The organism is Acinetobacter sp. ANC_7682 (assembly GCF_056779795.1).
Window position 1 is genome coordinate 1 of record NZ_JBWYIQ010000045.1, and the last position, 16,503, is coordinate 16,503.

General features: G+C 41.0%; 16 protein-coding genes and 1 pseudogene. 12 read left to right on the forward strand and 5 right to left on the reverse strand.

All coding sequences use genetic code 11. The features are described 5' to 3' along the window. The 6 genes and pseudogenes from AC1M9D_RS13115 to ychF form a co-directional block, all read left to right on the forward strand. Window positions 1-476: pseudogene (locus tag AC1M9D_RS13115) on the forward strand (hypothetical protein); the annotation flags it as partial. 25 nt (window positions 477-501) lie between these two features. Then, window positions 502-1,344 carry a MetQ/NlpA family ABC transporter substrate-binding protein gene (locus AC1M9D_RS13120; RefSeq protein WP_481596939.1) on the forward strand — a complete coding sequence of 281 codons (843 nt, stop codon included), beginning with the start codon at window positions 502-504 and terminating at the stop codon, window positions 1,342-1,344. A 9-nt stretch (window positions 1,345-1,353) separates the two neighbouring features. Next, window positions 1,354-2,181, forward strand: a complete 828-nt coding sequence (locus AC1M9D_RS13125) for a MetQ/NlpA family ABC transporter substrate-binding protein (RefSeq protein ID WP_481612359.1) — start codon at window positions 1,354-1,356, stop codon at window positions 2,179-2,181. Window positions 2,182-2,198: 17 nt separating this feature from the next. Further along, window positions 2,199-3,269 (forward strand): methionine ABC transporter ATP-binding protein, encoded by a 1,071-nt coding sequence (locus tag AC1M9D_RS13130; RefSeq protein WP_481612360.1) that lies wholly within the window; start codon window positions 2,199-2,201, stop codon window positions 3,267-3,269. Next, window positions 3,250-3,909: a methionine ABC transporter permease gene (locus AC1M9D_RS13135; protein WP_481612361.1), complete on the forward strand. Its 660-nt coding sequence runs from the start codon at window positions 3,250-3,252 to the stop codon at window positions 3,907-3,909. The genes AC1M9D_RS13130 and AC1M9D_RS13135 overlap by 20 nt, the downstream gene beginning before the upstream one ends. Window positions 3,910-4,032: 123 nt before the next feature. Next, a complete protein-coding gene (ychF, locus tag AC1M9D_RS13140; protein ID WP_035264512.1) occupies window positions 4,033-5,124 on the forward strand; it encodes a redox-regulated ATPase YchF in 1,092 nt (363 codons plus the stop codon). A gap of 60 nt (window positions 5,125-5,184) precedes the next feature. Here the strand turns inward: ychF and AC1M9D_RS13145 are convergent, their stop codons facing one another. After that, on the reverse strand, window positions 5,185-5,739 hold the full coding sequence (locus tag AC1M9D_RS13145) for an Mpo1 family 2-hydroxy fatty acid dioxygenase (protein WP_481588338.1): 555 nt from the start codon (window positions 5,737-5,739) through the stop codon (window positions 5,185-5,187). Window positions 5,740-5,838: 99 nt separating this feature from the next. Here AC1M9D_RS13145 and AC1M9D_RS13150 point away from each other — a divergent pair, with 99 nt between their 5' ends. After that, on the forward strand, window positions 5,839-6,531 hold the full coding sequence (locus tag AC1M9D_RS13150) for a Crp/Fnr family transcriptional regulator (RefSeq protein ID WP_481594061.1): 693 nt from the start codon (window positions 5,839-5,841) through the stop codon (window positions 6,529-6,531). Window positions 6,532-6,597: 66 nt separating this feature from the next. Here the strand turns inward: AC1M9D_RS13150 and AC1M9D_RS13155 are convergent, their stop codons facing one another. Then, complete coding sequence (locus AC1M9D_RS13155; RefSeq protein WP_218947283.1) at window positions 6,598-7,080, reverse strand: hypothetical protein; 483 nt, start codon at window positions 7,078-7,080, stop codon at window positions 6,598-6,600. Between the two features lie 125 nt (window positions 7,081-7,205). Between AC1M9D_RS13155 and AC1M9D_RS13160 the strand changes: the two genes are divergently transcribed. From AC1M9D_RS13160 to dapC, 5 genes are all read left to right on the forward strand, one after another. Continuing rightward, on the forward strand, window positions 7,206-7,934 hold the full coding sequence (locus tag AC1M9D_RS13160) for an AzlC family ABC transporter permease (protein ID WP_180027874.1): 729 nt from the start codon (window positions 7,206-7,208) through the stop codon (window positions 7,932-7,934). Next, window positions 7,931-8,272: an L-valine transporter subunit YgaH gene (ygaH, locus tag AC1M9D_RS13165; RefSeq protein ID WP_179998205.1), complete on the forward strand. Its 342-nt coding sequence runs from the start codon at window positions 7,931-7,933 to the stop codon at window positions 8,270-8,272. Before AC1M9D_RS13160 ends, ygaH begins: the two co-directional genes overlap by 4 nt. A gap of 185 nt (window positions 8,273-8,457) precedes the next feature. Beyond that, a complete protein-coding gene (gene purT / locus AC1M9D_RS13170) occupies window positions 8,458-9,675 on the forward strand; it encodes a formate-dependent phosphoribosylglycinamide formyltransferase (protein WP_180027688.1) in 1,218 nt (405 codons plus the stop codon). Between the two features lie 23 nt (window positions 9,676-9,698). Beyond that, window positions 9,699-12,365, forward strand: a complete 2,667-nt coding sequence (glnD, locus tag AC1M9D_RS13175) for a [protein-PII] uridylyltransferase (RefSeq protein WP_035264535.1) — start codon at window positions 9,699-9,701, stop codon at window positions 12,363-12,365. 31 nt (window positions 12,366-12,396) lie between these two features. Beyond that, on the forward strand, window positions 12,397-13,566 hold the full coding sequence (gene dapC, locus AC1M9D_RS13180; protein WP_035264538.1) for a succinyldiaminopimelate transaminase: 1,170 nt from the start codon (window positions 12,397-12,399) through the stop codon (window positions 13,564-13,566). 107 nt (window positions 13,567-13,673) lie between these two features. On the opposite strand, the gene tnpC is transcribed toward dapC, so the two are convergent. From tnpC to tnpA, 3 genes are all read right to left on the reverse strand, one after another. Next, the gene (tnpC, locus tag AC1M9D_RS13185; RefSeq protein ID WP_347455216.1) at window positions 13,674-15,320 is read right to left on the reverse strand and encodes an IS66 family transposase; all 1,647 of its coding nucleotides are present in this window, start codon (window positions 15,318-15,320) and stop codon (window positions 13,674-13,676) included. 74 nt (window positions 15,321-15,394) lie between these two features. Next, on the reverse strand, window positions 15,395-15,760 hold the full coding sequence (gene tnpB, locus AC1M9D_RS13190) for an IS66 family insertion sequence element accessory protein TnpB (protein ID WP_481612362.1): 366 nt from the start codon (window positions 15,758-15,760) through the stop codon (window positions 15,395-15,397). Beyond that, window positions 15,757-16,140 (reverse strand): IS66-like element accessory protein TnpA, encoded by a 384-nt coding sequence (gene tnpA, locus AC1M9D_RS13195; RefSeq protein WP_286395194.1) that lies wholly within the window; start codon window positions 16,138-16,140, stop codon window positions 15,757-15,759. The genes tnpB and tnpA overlap by 4 nt, the downstream gene beginning before the upstream one ends. Window positions 16,141-16,503: the final 363 nt, after the last annotated feature.

Sequence of the window (16,503 nt, forward strand, 5' to 3'; positions counted from 1 at the left end):
ACGGAATTAGGTCGACCACTTACCCAAGTTACGCCTTAAATTTGGCTCAATTAGGGGCGCTTTGCATTTCAAATCTTTGTGCAACAAAGCCACGCTTTAAGGAAAACAAAGTCACTTTGGCAGATTTAAAAGCTCAGCATGTACTCGGTGGACGTTATCCCTTATTTGTTGGCAGTGGAGCAACAGTTGCTCAACAGCTAATCGAATTCATTGATATTTCTGGATTAGATGGTTTTAACCTTGCTCGTACAGTCGCTCCAGAGTCACATCAAGATTTTATTCGTTATGCCATTCCTGAACTACAACATCGCGGTCGCTATAAGACCGCCTATGCTGAGGGTAGCTTAAGGCACAAGCTATTCAATGCGGGAGATCATTTACCACATTCACATCCTGCACATCATTTCCGATGTCCAAGCTCAAAACAAGATACACAACAATCAAATTTAAATCCTATACACCAACATTCAGCTTAAGTTTTTAATCTTTAGGGGTCTTTCTATGGCACAAGCTCAGTCTTCTCGACTTAAATGGATCGGCGTTGCAATCGCCATTATTGTGATTGCAGCGTTTGCATGGTCCTTTTTGAAAAAAAATGATCAACAAGAAATTGTTATTGGTATTAGCCCACCTTTTGCAAAACCACTTCAAGCCGCAATTGAAGAAGCAAAGGCTCAAGGCATTCATGTACGTTTGGTAGAATTTTCAGATTGGAATACACCCAACATCACCCTAAATCATGGGGATATTGATGCAAATTATTTTCAGCATCAACCTTTCTTGAATAATGCGTTAAAAGAAACCAACTTTAAGCTCAAACCCTTGGGCATCGGCTCAGGAACACATGTCGGCTTATATTCAAAAAAATATAAAGCGATTAGTGAAGTTGAAAATGGCGCTCGAGTTGTACTCCCAAATGATCCTGTGAATCAGGGTCGCGCCCTACTCCTCTTACAACACGCTGGATTAATACAACTTAAGGATTCCAACAACCACTTATCCAACTTAAAAGACATTCAAACCAATCCAAAAAATTTGAACTTTATTGAAGTCGAAGGTCCGCAAACTGCGCGTGCCGTAGATGATGCAGACCTCGTATTTAGCTATCCAATGTACCTACGCTTAGCACAAACGATTGATCCGAATGATGCCTTAATTTTGGATGAAATTAATAACACGCTTTATGCCATCTTATTTGTTGTTCGCGATGACTTTGAACAAACTCAGCCTGAAAAAGCAGCTCAACTGAAAAAATTTATCCAAATTTATCAATCCTCAGACAAAGTTAAACAAGCATTGAATGAGGATATTGGTGAAAAACTATGGTTCAAAGGCTGGAAATAAGGAGCGTTCATGTCTACTTCAACACAATCATCTAAATTCATCAAAATTGCACTCGTCATCGTCGCGGTACTGGCGGCCTTAGTGGGATATCGTTATGTCAGTCAAAACTCAAATGATAAAGTGATTAAAATCGGCATTAGCCCACCCTATGCTGAATTACTGCAAAGTGTCGCTGAGGATGTAAAAGTACAAGGAATCCATCTCGAGTTGATTGAGTTTTCAGACTGGCAAGCACCCAATGTCGCTGTGCAAAATGGTGATATTGACGCCAATTTCTTTCAACAAAGTGTTTTTCTAGCGAATGCATTGCGTGAAACAGGCTATGACCTTGTGCCTTTTGCGAAAGGTTCAGGCAGTCATGTCGGACTTTATTCAAAGAAATATCAATCCCTACAAGACATACCTGATCAAGCAAAAGTAGTCGTACCAAATGATCCTGTTAACATGGCACGTGGTTTAAATTTGCTGGCTCGTGCAGGCTTAATTCAAGTCAAAGATATTAATAATGAGCTCACCAGCACACGAGACATTATCAGTAATCCTAAAAAACTCAGGATTATTGAAGTTGAAGGCCCGCAAACCGCGCATGCTTATAATGAAGCTGACTTAATTATGGGTTTTCCTCATTATTTGAAAATGGCAAAAGTTGCTGATCCTACGTCTGCACTGTTATTAGATCCGATCAATAAAAAATTTGCGATTTTGTTTGTAACGCGTCGGGATTATCAAGATCAGGATGACAAATTAAAAACTGTGGTTGATACCTTCCAAAACTCTGCAAAAGTCCGTCAGATTCTAGACAAAGACTTTGGACAAGGTTTGTGGTTTGAAGGCTGAAAATAAGGAGAATAATCATGGTGAGTTTTGGTTCACACATTGAATTTGCAGTACCCCACATTACGATTCGTCATTTAAATAAGTATTACGATGTACAAGGAAAACAAGTTCACGCACTCAAAAATATTAATTTGGATATTCCCGAAGGAAAAATTTTCGGCATTATCGGCAAAAGTGGTGCGGGCAAATCTTCATTGATTCGCACCTTAAATGGGTTAGAAACTATTTCTGATGGTAGTATTCATATACATCAACATGATCTAGGGCAGCTTAATCACAATGAATTAACCGCCCTACGCCAGCGTATTGGCATGATTTTTCAACATTTTAATTTACTATCTACTAAAACAGTTTGGGAAAATGTCGCGCTTCCATTGAAAATCGCAAAAGTGCCTGCTGCTGAGATTCAAACTCGTGTGGATGAGGTTTTAAATCTAGTCGGTTTAGCTGAAAAGCATCATCACTATCCATCACAATTATCGGGTGGACAAAAACAACGAGTTGGGATTGCCCGTGCATTGGTCAGTAAACCGGAAATACTATTGTGTGATGAGGCAACATCGGCACTTGATCCAGAAAGCACATCTGTTGTTTTATCTTTACTGAAAGAAATTAATCAAAAATTAGGACTCACCATCGTTCTCATTACACATGAAATGCAGGTGATTCGTGAAATTTGTGATCAAGTGGTGGTTATTGATCAAGGTGAAATCGTTGAATCAGGGCAAGTTTGGTCAGTCTTCTCTCGTCCCCAGCAAAAAATCACGCAAGAACTCCTCAATTTGGAACAGCTTGATTTGCCATTCCAGTTACATCAAGAGCGAGCTACACATTTAACGCATACCATTTTGAAAATCAGCTATGCAACTGATTTGAAAAATCCTCCCAACTTAAATGATGTACTTTCTAAAATTGCACTGCCTGTGCATTTATATCAAAGCCATGTAGATACCATTCAACATCATCTGGTTGGCTCACTCATCGTAGGTATTCCTCAATTAGATGTTGATGTGCATACGCTCCATCAGCAATTCCACCATAAAACATCACAAATCGAGGTGCTTGGCTATGCACAACCAGCTCATTGATCTTTTAATTACGGGTACCATTGATACTTTGTTAATGGTCGGTATTTCTGCATTTTTAGCGCTTCTCATTGGCTTGCCTATGGCTGTAATCCTCGTCAACACCTCAGAAAATGGGATTTATCCATCAAAAAAAATCAATCATGCCTTGGGTTGGGTGGTGAATATTACGCGCTCTATTCCCTTCTTAATTTTAATGGTGGCGCTCATTCCCTTCACTCGACTAATTGTGGGGACAAGCTATGGGGTATGGGCTGCGGTTGTACCTTTAACTATTGCGGCTACACCTTTTTTCGCACGTATTGCGGAAGTAAGTCTACGAGAAGTTGATCATGGACTCATAGAGGCTGCACAAGCCATGGGCTGTAATCGCAAACAAATTATTTGGCATGTGCTTTTACCAGAAGCACTGCCTGGTATTGTTGCAGGTTTTACTGTCACGCTTGTAACCATGATCAATTCCTCTGCGATCGCGGGTGCTATTGGAGCAGGTGGTTTAGGTGATATCGCCTACCGATATGGCTACCAACGCTTCGATATGCAAATTATGTTGGCGGTCATCGTCGTATTAGTCGTATTAGTGATGCTGATTCAAGCTTTAGGCGATCAATTGGCACATAGTTTGGACAAACGTAAAATCTAATTCACACCATTGAATTGAGTCTCATCTGTCTTTTCGAGAAACATCAAAGCCATGACCTGACTTTGTCATGGCTTTGATGTAAAATCACCGACAATTTTTAAATAACACTTTGTGAGTCTTTTCATGGGTTTTAATTGCGGTATTGTCGGCTTGCCGAACGTTGGTAAATCTACACTTTTCAATGCATTGACGAAAGCTGCTATTGCTGCAGAAAACTTCCCATTCTGTACCATTGAACCAAACACCGGCATCGTTCCTGTTCCAGATCCACGTTTAGATAAATTAACTGCTATTGTTAAACCTCAACGTGTTATTCCAACCACAATGGAATTTGTAGACATCGCAGGTTTAGTTGCTGGTGCTTCTAAAGGTGAAGGTTTAGGGAACCAATTCTTAGCCAACATTCGTGAAACTGATGCAATTGCACACGTAGTACGTTGTTTTGAAGACGAAAATGTTATTCACGTGAACGGCAAAATTGACCCACTTGATGACATTGCAACTATTAACACTGAGCTTGCTTTAGCAGATTTAGAAACAGTATCAAAAGCGGTTACACGTTTAGCAAAGTCTGCGAAAGGTGGTGATAAAGAAGCTGTTGCAACAAAAGCTGTACTAGAAAAAATTCAGCCATTACTTGATGAAGGTCGCCCTGCTCGCGCAGCTGATCTTGATGACGACGAGCGCAAATTAGTTCGTGGCTTTGGTTTATTAACCCTTAAACCAACAATGTATATTGCTAACGTTGCTGAAGACGGTTTTGAAAACAATCCACACCTTGATGCTGTTAAAAAATTAGCAGCAGAAGAAAATGCCATTGTTGTCCCACTTTGCAACCAAATCGAAGCTGAAATTTCTTTGCTTGAAGATGATGAGCGTGCTGAATTCTTAGAAGCGATGGGCATGGAAGAACCAGGTCTTAACGTGGTTATTCGTGCAGGTTATGGCTTACTTGGCCTACAGACTTATTTCACTGCAGGCGTTCAAGAAGTCCGTGCTTGGACTGTAAAAATTGGTGCGACCGCTCCTCAAGCTGCTGGTGTGATTCACACTGATTTTGAGAAAGGCTTTATTCGTGCAGAATGCATTGCCTATGACGATTTTGTTCAATACAACGGCGAAGCTGGCGCTAAAGAAGCTGGAAAATGGCGTCTTGAAGGTAAAACTTATGTCGTTCAAGATGGTGATGTTTTACATTTCCGTTTCAACGTTTAAGTTATTAAAAAACAGCCGAAAGGCTGTTTTTTTTTGCAAAGATTATTTAAAAGAATGAGATCATGGATTTTGAGTTGAAGTACTCGAGTGATTTACGTGTTTATGGTCCATGTCATAGCGTAATTGTTTAGCTCGAACCAATACTTTCTCTTCCAGTTTCTTACGTAAACCAATAAGAAATATAAATTCTGCTACCACAAATAAAGGACCTATAGCGAGTCCAACAAGATCATCCACAAAAGCTGGTTTTTTCTTTTCATAATAGTGCCCAATAAATTGAATAATCCATCCCACAATAAAAAATCCAGCACTTACCAATACCCAAGAGGATGTCGCTAAAGCTGCTACTTGTGTGGCTGGTTGATAAATTAAAGCAAATAGCACTGCCATTACCACACCAAAAATGAGATCCAAACTCAAGTAATAAATCACTGATGCGACGATCAATAACATTGCAAGATCAATGGAATATCCAGCAACTGTAAATTGCGCTTTGGCTGCAAAACACAAGATCGAAAATACAATCAAGGGAATTCCAATAAAATGCGAAAATACGTTTTTACGATCTAGGTGATAAGCTGCATATTGTCCAAGCAAGCTCTCTAAACGAGTCATGTTATCATTCCTTTTTCTGACTATTTCCTTCAATATATATAAATGTAAACCAATAAGTTGTCGACTAGACGACAAATAAACAGCATAAAAGGGATAATTTTGCTTTTAAATCAATACGTTTATCTTTTAAAAAATAATTGGTGGTTTAGCCAGTTTGATCATGAACTACAACAGCTGATGCTCGAACATGCTCAGCTCATTGAATATGGCAAAGAGCAACTGATATTTTCTAAAGCTGATCAATTTGATGGCATTTATGCCGTGATTGATGGTGCTGTTCGTTTAGCACATATTGACGTAGAAGGTCGTGAGGCGGTGACAGTTATCGCAGATCCCATTATGTGGTTTGGTGAAATTTCGTTGATTGATCAACAACCCCGCTCTCATCATGCGATTACCAGTAAAAAATCCAAAATCCTCAAAATAAGTCGTGTAGGACTTGATCTAATTTTAGAACAATATCCAAAATTTTGGTTTTATCTGGCTCAATTGGTGAGTCATAAACTCCGTTATGCTTTCATGGAGTTGGTCTCTATTCAAACACAACCCCTTATTCAACGTTTAGCACAAAGATTAATCTTTATCTTAAATGGATACGGTAATCTCAAAGAGATTGAAAAAAACACCATCAACCTATCTCAAGAACAATTGGCACAAATGTTGGTCTGCTCAAGACAGACCATTAATCAAGAACTACAGCATTTAGAAAAAATTGGCGCAATTAAAGTTGCATTTAAAAAAATTGAGGTGATTGATCTCAATCAACTTAAAGTTTTAGCCGATCAAACTTAACCGACTAAAGATGAAGAGCTTCAGTAAAATCTGGATTAATCATTGTATTGGGTTGGCTAGGGTCACTTAAAATAATTTTGTATACGCCTTGGTGTTTCCTAATTCTGGTTGCTCAATTGCAGTTTTGCACTGCGCTTTATCGCGTTCATAATTGGCTTGACGCTGTGCGAGCTGGCCCTCATTTTCCACGATTGCACGTGCCCAAGCATCTATGGTTGTTAGCGCTTTACGACAAAGCGCATATTTCCCTTCAGTCACTGAGTCGGTCATTTTGACATTAATACGCCAATCCAATACCAATTGACGCACAGGCTCGCGTACTTGTGATGGTATAAGCGCTTTATTGGCTTGATACAGAATAGGATCAACCTGATTCATCAATTGCCAAGCATGATTTGCATATTCAGTTGCATCATTGGTCAACTTCGGTGCTTCTTTAATTTCAACCTTTTGATCGGCAGTTTCTGCCTGACCACCACAACCTGACAAAGTGAAGATGAGGAATGTAGTCAATGTAGCTAATTTAAAGGGAGATTGAATCGCAAACATGACATCGCTCTAATAAACTATTCGGCACTATGCTAGTAAATTCGGGTAGAATACTCAATCTCGTTTTATACCTTTTGTTCCAATCTCCAATTAGGTTTATCGTGACCCAATCAAGCTCCCCACACATGACACCGGCAGGTTTTTGGCAAGGTGCCAAAGATAGTCAAGCCATCATTTTCACCTATTTGCCTGTTTCATTCGCGTTTGGTGTATCTGCAACTCAATTTGGATTTACGGCGTGGGAAGCATTATTTTTATCCTGTTCGATGTATGCAGGTGCCAGTCAATTTTTGGTGGTTGCCTTACTCGGCAGTGGCACTTCTATCTGGATGACAGCCTTAACTGTAATAGCACTTGATATTCGACATTTGTTATATGGCCCTGCTTTACAAAACTTAATTCAAGATAAACTCAATCTGAAAAAAACAGCAATTTGGTCATGGGGCTTGACCGACGAAGTCTTTGCATCAGGCATGATTAAACTTTCGCAACGCCGTCAAGAATGGTCTGAATCTTGGATGTTAGGTCTGAGTCTGTTTAGCTGGTTGTCTTGGGCACTTGGATCTTTTCTCGGGGGCTTATTTGCAGATCAAGTCAGTCATCTCCCCCAATTTTTGCAAGCAGCGCTCGACTTTCTATTACCTGCACTTTTCTTGAGCTTTTTATTGGCTGCATTTGAGAAAAAACATACCTTTGTCGTGACCATCACCATTATTGTTTCTGCTATTTCGTGTTACTTTATCGATTTATCTGCAGCGATATTCATTGGCATAAGCTCTGGTATTTTGGCTGGTTTGTTTAAACATTATGTACTGAAGCAACATGATCCTTTGCACACAGGTGAACAATCATGAATCTAGAAATTATTTGTGTCGGTATTCTGGTCGGCATCGCGAATTTCGCCTCACGCTTTGGTCCTTTTTTTGTTATTCAGAAACTACAACAAGGTCGCCAGAAACGCGGTGCTCTTTGGCTTAAAATCGCCCTTGGATCTATCGGTATTGCAGCAATCAGTTCAATGCTCGTGGTCGCGACTTTACCGCCGCTCTTAGAAACACCCAATAAGAGCGTTGCCATGTTAATTGGTTTTATTGTGCTCTCGGGTTTGTATTTCAAATTTAAACAGATTGTACCTGCAACACTCACAGCGGCACTCACATACGGTTTGGTGTATACCTATTTCCCACTTTAAAACATTTCTCGCGTATTATTCATTCAGATTCTAAATTTATAAGCCTGATCCTCGGATAAGGCTTATAAATTTTTATCAATAAAAAAATTAAACGATATCAAAATAATTTCTTGCTTTTTCTTGTATTCATCGCGCTCAAGAGGTTTTAGTTCTGATATGCTAAAAGTCCATAATATCAAGCACGGATGAATCAAATGCTTATTACACTCGGTACTCCACTTCAATCTTCGGCGTTTAAAGTTCTATTATTGGGTTCAGGTGAGTTGGGTAAAGAGGTGGTAATATCATTACAACGATTAGGTGTAGAAGTACATGCAGCAGATCGCTATGACAATGCACCTGCCATGCAAGTTGCTCATCATTCCTACACTTTAAATATGGCGGACCCAAAAGAATTAAAAAAACTGATTGAACAAGTTCAACCTCATTTAATTGTTCCTGAGATTGAAGCCATTGCCACTGAAGTCTTAGTGGAAATCGAAGATGCTAAAACTGCCGTAGTTATTCCCTCTGCGAAAGCCGTGAATCTCACCATGAATCGTGAAGGAATTCGTCGCCTCGCAGCTGAGGAACTAGGGCTACCAACCTCGGCTTATCGTTTTGCCAATAGTTTGGAATCATTCCGTGCAGCATGTGATGATATTGGCTATCCAAATTTTGTAAAACCTGTGATGTCATCATCAGGTAAAGGACAATCACGCGTAAAATCTTTTGATGAAGTCGACACAGCTTGGGAATATGCTCAAACAGGTGGTCGTGTCAATCAAGGTACTGTCATCGTAGAATCGCAAATTGATTTTGATTTCGAAATTACATTACTCACAGTACGGGCAAAAAATCCTGAAACAGGAGAAATCGAAACGCACTTCTGCGATCCTATTGGACACCGTCAAGATGCAGGTGACTATGTAGAAAGCTGGCAACCTCAACCTATGAGCACAGCTGCCCTTGATGAAGCAAAACGTATTGCCAATAAAGTCACAGTAGCGCTCGGCGGTTGCGGTATTTTTGGTGTGGAATTATTCGTTAAAGGTGATCAAGTTTGGTTCAGTGAAGTTTCTCCTCGTCCACATGACACTGGATTAGTGACACTTGCATCTCAATATCAAAGTGAATTTGAACTTCATGCCCGTGCGATTTTAGGTCTTCCAGTGAACACGCAACGTCACAGTGTTGCTGCAAGCGCGGTGATCTATGCAGGTGTTGATGATACGAATTTGTCATTTTCTGGCGTAAATCTTGCTATGCAAAACCCTAATGTCGATTTACGTCTTTTTGGTAAACCTGAAGGTTTTAAACGTCGCCGTATGGGGGTCGCAACTGCACGTGCTGAAACAACTGACATTGCACGCGAATTAGCGACTGAAGCAGCTTCAAAAGTAATTGTAAATCAAAACAAATAATTCATTAGGTAGGCCATCATTTCATGATCAATACGTCTCCATTAGCAAACTATGTTTCGAGTAATCACGACATCAAGGCAATTAATCAATGGCGCTCAGATGTTGAAAATCAATTACAACATGAGTTTGAAAATGGTAAGGCGATACGTGAGATCATCCTCACTCGATCTAACCTGATTGATGAGGCACTTAAATTCCTTTGGCAACATGCTGAGTTAGATCAAACCGATCTGGGCTTGTTCGCTGTAGGAGGTTATGGTCGTCGTGAAATGATGCCCTACTCTGATGTCGACATTCTGATCCTTTCAGAAGATGATCTTACACAAGAACAAGAAAATGCCATTACCATTTTTATTTCCTCTCTATGGGATGTTGGAAATTTTAAACCTGGCGTAAGTGTAAGAACCATTCAACAGTGCTTTGAACAGGCCATGAATGACTTAACGGTAGCAACATCTCTCATTGAGTCTCGTTTAATTATTGGCAATGAACACTTAGCGAAATGGCCTCGTCGTGTTGTTTCACAAACTTGGACGGATAAAACCTTCTTTGATGCCAAGATGGAAGAACAAGCCAAACGCTACGCTCAGCACAACAACACTGAAAGTAATTTAGAACCTGATATCAAAAATGCACCGGGCGGCATTCGAGACATTAACCAAATTGGTTGGATTGCAAAACGGCATTTCCGAGTAAATCGTATATACGATCTTGTACATTTAGGTTTCATTTCTGAGTTTGAACTTGGGGTGCTCGAAGATGCTGAGAATTTTCTCTGGGAAATTCGTCATCATTTACACCGCTTAACTAAGCGTGATGAAAACCGACTATTGTTTGATTACCAACGCGATATCGCAGCAAAATTTGGTTACCACAAAGTCGAAGGTGAACATATCAATTATCCAATTGAACAGTTCATGAAACGCTACTATCGAGCAGCTCAGCAGGTTTCAACCCTGAATGAAATGCTACTCGCCTATTTTAATGAGTCTGTCATCACGCCTCGTTTACCCAACTATGAGCGTAAAATTGAGGAAGTGAATGAAAACTTCAAATTGGTGGATGGTAAACTCGCAGTTCAACACCATAAAATTTTTGCAGAGAAGCCTACAGCCATCCTTGAGATTTTCTATATCCTAGCAAATCGCCCTGATATTGATGGCATTCGAGCTCGTACACTTCGATTGCTTACTTTAGCTGCAAAACGCATTGATCAAGCGTATCGAGACAATCCAGTTAATCAAGCCTTGTTTATGGCGATCATCCGATCACCGAATAACTTATATGAAACATTGCTTGCGATGAAACGTTATGGTGTACTCGGCAACTATATTCCTGCATTTGGGCAAATCATGGGCCTTATGCAATACGATTTATTCCATATCTATACTGTAGATGCACATACACTCCTACTCTTACGTAATTTAAATCGTTTTAAAGCGCCAGAATTTGCTAAAGATTTTCCTGTCGTAAGTTCCGTATTCCAGCGTCTGGTGCGCCGAGACATCGTATTCCTCGCTGCTTTGTTCCATGATATCGCCAAAGGTCGTGGTGGAGACCATAGTGAATTGGGCGCGGTTGATGCCATTGAGTTCTGTAGCAAGCACGGTTTTACTGAGCGTGAGTGTAATCTTGTTGCGTGGTTAATCCAAAATCATCTATTGATGTCGATGACTGCGCAGAAAAAAGATATTTCTGATCCAGATATTGTAAAAGATTTTGCCGAGAAGCTCGGTGATATGGAACACTTAGACTATCTGTATACGCTTACAGTGGCTGACATTAACGCAACCAATCCTAAGCTTTGGAACACATGGCGCGCATCGCTCATGCGTCAGTTATATACCAATGCTCGTGACGTTATTCGTAGTGGTTTGGGTCGTCCTGTCGATTACCAAATGCTGATCGAAGATACCAAATTTGCAGCAAGTGAATTACTTGTCAATGATTATGCTTTAGAAGCTGTTGAAAAAGTTTGGCAAGAACTTGGTGACGAATACTTCCTCAAAGAAACTGCAGATGAAGTCGCATGGCATACACGTGCAATCCTAGATCATGGTGATAATTCAGCACCATTGGTGATGATGCGCGCGCACCGTAAATCAGCGCAAGATGCTGTGCAGATTTTTATTTACACTCAAGATCAACCTAATCTTTTTGCCACCACTGTTGCAGTTCTAGATCGTATGAATCTAGATGTACAAGATGCACGCATTATTACAGCAACTAAATCCTTTAGCTTAGACACCTACGTGGTGCTTGATCGTTTTGGCACATTAGTGACAGATCCAGAACGTGAAAATACGGTAAAAGAATCATTGGTGCACGCATTAACAGATTCACAAAATTATCCAGGTTTAATGCAACGCCGTATTCCACGCCAACTTCGTCATTTTGATATCGAAAACACAATTGATATTACGTTGAACGAGGCGCTACAGCAAAATATGGTCGAGATCTCTACCCTCGATCAGCCTGGATTACTTGCCCGTATCGGTGGCTTATTTATGATGCAAGGTCTCGATATCCATTCCGCGAAAATCGCCACCTTGGGTGAGCGCGCAGAAGATATTTTCTTTGTAACCAAAAAGAATGGCGAACCTATGAATTTAACTGAAGCTCAGGCTTTTGCTGAACAATTAAAAGCAGCATTAGATGAGGCTTCAAATCAGGTCTGTAATCATCATTAAAATTTAGATTTAACCCGACGGTAACTGTTTCATGAACTCTAGTTTAAACCTATTACATCCTTATCCATTTGAAAAGTTGAATAAACTTTTTCAGGATGTAAAACCTGCAAATCTTCCGTTAATTCCATTGTCAATTGGTGAGCCAAAACATCCTGCACCTGAATTCGTAAAACAAGCTATTGTCGATAACTTCAATCATCTTTCGACATACCCAAACAGTAAAGGCTTACCAGAATTACGTGAAAGTATTGCGCAATGGCTCACACGCCGTTTCAAATTAAATGCTATTAGCGCAGAAGATCATATTTTACCTGTGACTGGCACACGTGAAGGAATTTTCTCATTCGTACAAGCGCTGATCAATCGTGATGAAGCGCCTTATGTAGTTATGCCGAATCCCTTTTATCAAATTTACGAAGGTGCAGCTTTACTCGCTGGCGCTCAACCCTATTTCATCAACTGTACTGAAGAAAATGGTTACCTTGGCGACTTCGATGCTGTCCCTGCGGAAGTATGGGAGAAGACAGCTTTGCTCTTTGTCTGCACCCCCGGAAATCCGACAGGTGCTGTGCTTTCAAAAGAACAATTCAAAAAATTAATTGCGCTCTCTGATCAATACAATTTTGTCATCGCATCTGATGAATGCTATTCAGAACTATGGTTTGATGAAGCCCCTGTAGGATTACTCGAAGTTTGTGCTGAACTAGGTCGTGATGACTATAAAAACTGTATCGTATTCCATTCTCTATCTAAACGTTCTAATTTACCAGGTATGCGATCTGGCTTTGTTGCTGGTGATGCTAGTCTATTAAAACCTTATTTAAAATTCCGCACTTACCACGGAGCTGCAATGCCAGTACAACATCAATTGGCATCTATTGCTGCATGGAATGATGAAGCACATGTTGAAGAGAACCGTAAACAATATCGTGCTAAATTTGATTTATTCCAACAAGAATTAGGTGATTTGCTACCACTGAAAAAGCCTGATGCGGGTTTCTATTATTGGTTAAAGGTAGATAATGATGAAACTTTTGCCAAAATGCTGATGGAAAAAGCACATATCAAAGTCTTACCGGGTCGTTATTTATCTCGTGATACTGAACAAGGAAACCCAGGTGAAAGCCATGTTCGTCTTGCTCTCGTAGCAGATTTAGACCAATGTAAAGAAGTTGTTAAACGCTTAAAATCAATTCTCTAATCGTGCATGATCTTTAATTTTAAGCCCTCTTTTTAGAGGGCTTATTTTTTTGATTGATGATTCTAGGCATAGTTTGGTAAGCGTCCGCTGAACCCCATGCCTATTTTTTAATTTGAGTTGGATTTCCAGCGATGTGGCAGTAATTCTTCTATTTGGGTCGCTTTATGCGTCGGCAGCCTTTTCAGCACATCACTTAAATAGGCATACGGATCCAGCCCATTCAGCTTTGCTGACTGGATTAAAGTCATGATATTCGCCGCTCGCTGGCCGCTGCGCAGCGAGCCAGCAAACAGCCAGTTCTTGCGCCCTAAGGCCCAAGGTCGCATTTGATTCTCTACCCAATTATTGCAAATCGGTAGATTGCCATCATCCAAATAGCGGCTTAAGGCTGGCCAACGCTTCAGAGTGTAATTGATCGCCTTGGCGGTGGGAGAACTCGATGGCACCGTCAGATGATGTTGGTTGAGCCATTCATATAGTTGTTGCATCACTGGTTGACTATGCTGTTGTCGGTATTCGCGGCGGTCTTCCGCTGTACCATCGGTCTTTTTCCTGAGCTCTGCTTCTATCGCATACAGTTTCTGAATCAGCACCAATGCCTGTTCAGCGACCTGACTTTTCCCAGTTACATGCAGTTCATGGAATTTACGACGTGCATGGGCCATGCAGCCCACCTCAATGACCTGGCCTGATTTAAAGCGTGCTTTATAACCACTGTAATCATCACAGACTAGATAACCCTGCCAGCCTTTCAAGAACTCTGCAGCATGCTGGCCTGAACGACTATCCTGAAAGTCATAGATCACCGCCTGAACTGGATTGTACTGTGTAGTGGCATAGGCCCAGACATAACCTTTCTTCGGTTTTTTATCATTCTCACCCATCCGCATGATGGTGACCGGTGTTTCATCTGCATGCAGCACCTGCTGTTGTAGTACCACCTCTTTTAAGGCATTGGCCAGAGGTTCCAGTTCTACACCGCAGCGACCTATCCAGTCAGATAACGTTGATCTAGAAAGCTCGATTCCCGCCCGCTGATAGATCAGACGTTGACGGTACAGCGGTAAATGATCGGCATACTTCGATACCAGCACATGGCTGAGCAGTTCAGGTGAAGCAATGCCTTTATCAATCACATAGGCAGGCATCGCTTGCTGAGTCAGGGTGTCACACTGATCACAGACCCATTTGCCACGGACATGCTGTTCCTTATAGAACTGTGCCGGTCTGAAATGCAGTTTTTCACTGATATCTTCGCCGATACGACGTAACTGGCAGCCACAACTGCATTGGGTTGATGCTGGTTCATGCTCAATACGAATGGTGTGTAGATGATCGGGCAGCAGTCGACGTTTAGGTTTGTTGACTGTGGCTTTCTCTGTTGCTGCATCGGTTTTATCTGCATTTAATCGTTCTAATTCTAGATCAACGGCTGCAATATCTTCTTCGACCGCTTCATCCCAGAGATGGATTTGTTTTGCGGTGAGATGTTCGTTTTTACTGCCGAATTTGTGCTGTTTAAATAGTGCGAGCTCATGCTCGTATTTTTGATTGAGAATGGAAAGATGTTGAACTTGAGCATCTAATTGCTGATTGGTGACTTCAAGATGCTGAACTTTGGTATCTAATTGTTGGTTTGATTTTTCTAATTCTTGATTTGATTGTGCCAGAGACTGATGCTGCATTGCCAACTGTCTGGTAAATTCCAGCAGTTGTTCATGGGTCAGTTGGCTTAAGTCAGGCAGCGTATTCATGACCGCAGTATGCCTGAGGTCATGAGAAGAATGAAATAGAACGTTTGGAGCATAGCAGAACGGAACAGCCTGGTTTAAAGCATCGTCACCACCTGCTGTCGTCCAATGCGCTGCCAGGGTAAACCCTGGATTAATGCCTGTAACTGTTCCGGGCTGAGGGCCACGGTTTCACCTTGGTGAACTTGAGCCCAGTGGAATTTTCCCTGTTCCAGCCGCCTGGCACACAGCCAGATGCCCAGTCCATCATGTACCAGCACTTTCATACGATGGCCACGTTTATTACAGAACAGGTAGGCGCAATGCGGTTTGATTGAGCCAAAGGCTTTCATAATCTGCGCCATGACCGTATCCATCCCTGCTCGCATATCCAGAGGTTGGGTCATCCCTGCTCGCATATCCAGAGGTTGGGTGGAGAGCCAGATTTCATCAATGCGGATCATGTTGCAAGTACCTTGAGTAATTCTGCTAAAGCAGATATTTTCGATACTTGCCATTTCAAGCCAATTTCTGCTTTTGAGTGGGGTAAAGTAATTTGAACCGTTAACATGTCAGTAGGAGTAGGATCTAATGGTGCAGAGCAAGATAAGGCAATAAATGCAGGTTTATTCGGTAGTGGTGAGCGATCACTCCCTGGCTTAGCATCAATTAAGCGAATCCATTTGGATACAAGATTTGTATTCAATCCATGTTGCAAAGCGACCGAAGCAATTGAAACGTCCGGTGCTTTACAAGCCTGAACGATCTGCTGTTTAAATTCAGCACTGTATGTTCTTCGTTTTTTCGCAAGAGATGCGATGGATGTCTGGTGATTTGTAGTCATAAATTTTAGTCCCCACTTGTTTCTAAGTGGGGACTAAATTAAGGCTTATAGGATGAATTCAGAAGGTGTGTTCAGCGGACGCTTACATAGTTTGAGCGGAAAATGATATTTTCTAACAAACCTCTCTCTAACTCTCTCCCAAAAGGAGAGAGAACTAAAAAGAATGGATTGCCCATGATAATGTTTGGATCACTCTCAAGTGTGAGTTGTAGTATGCCTATGGGATTTAAAAAATTAGTTCTTTATGCATGATGGTAACTTTTTAATTTACTGAGCCTGTAAATAATTTTGTGTAATTGCTTTTCATAAATTTAAAGGTGATTGCTTAAGCGGTCACCGAATTCAATAATAAAGCGGCTCATG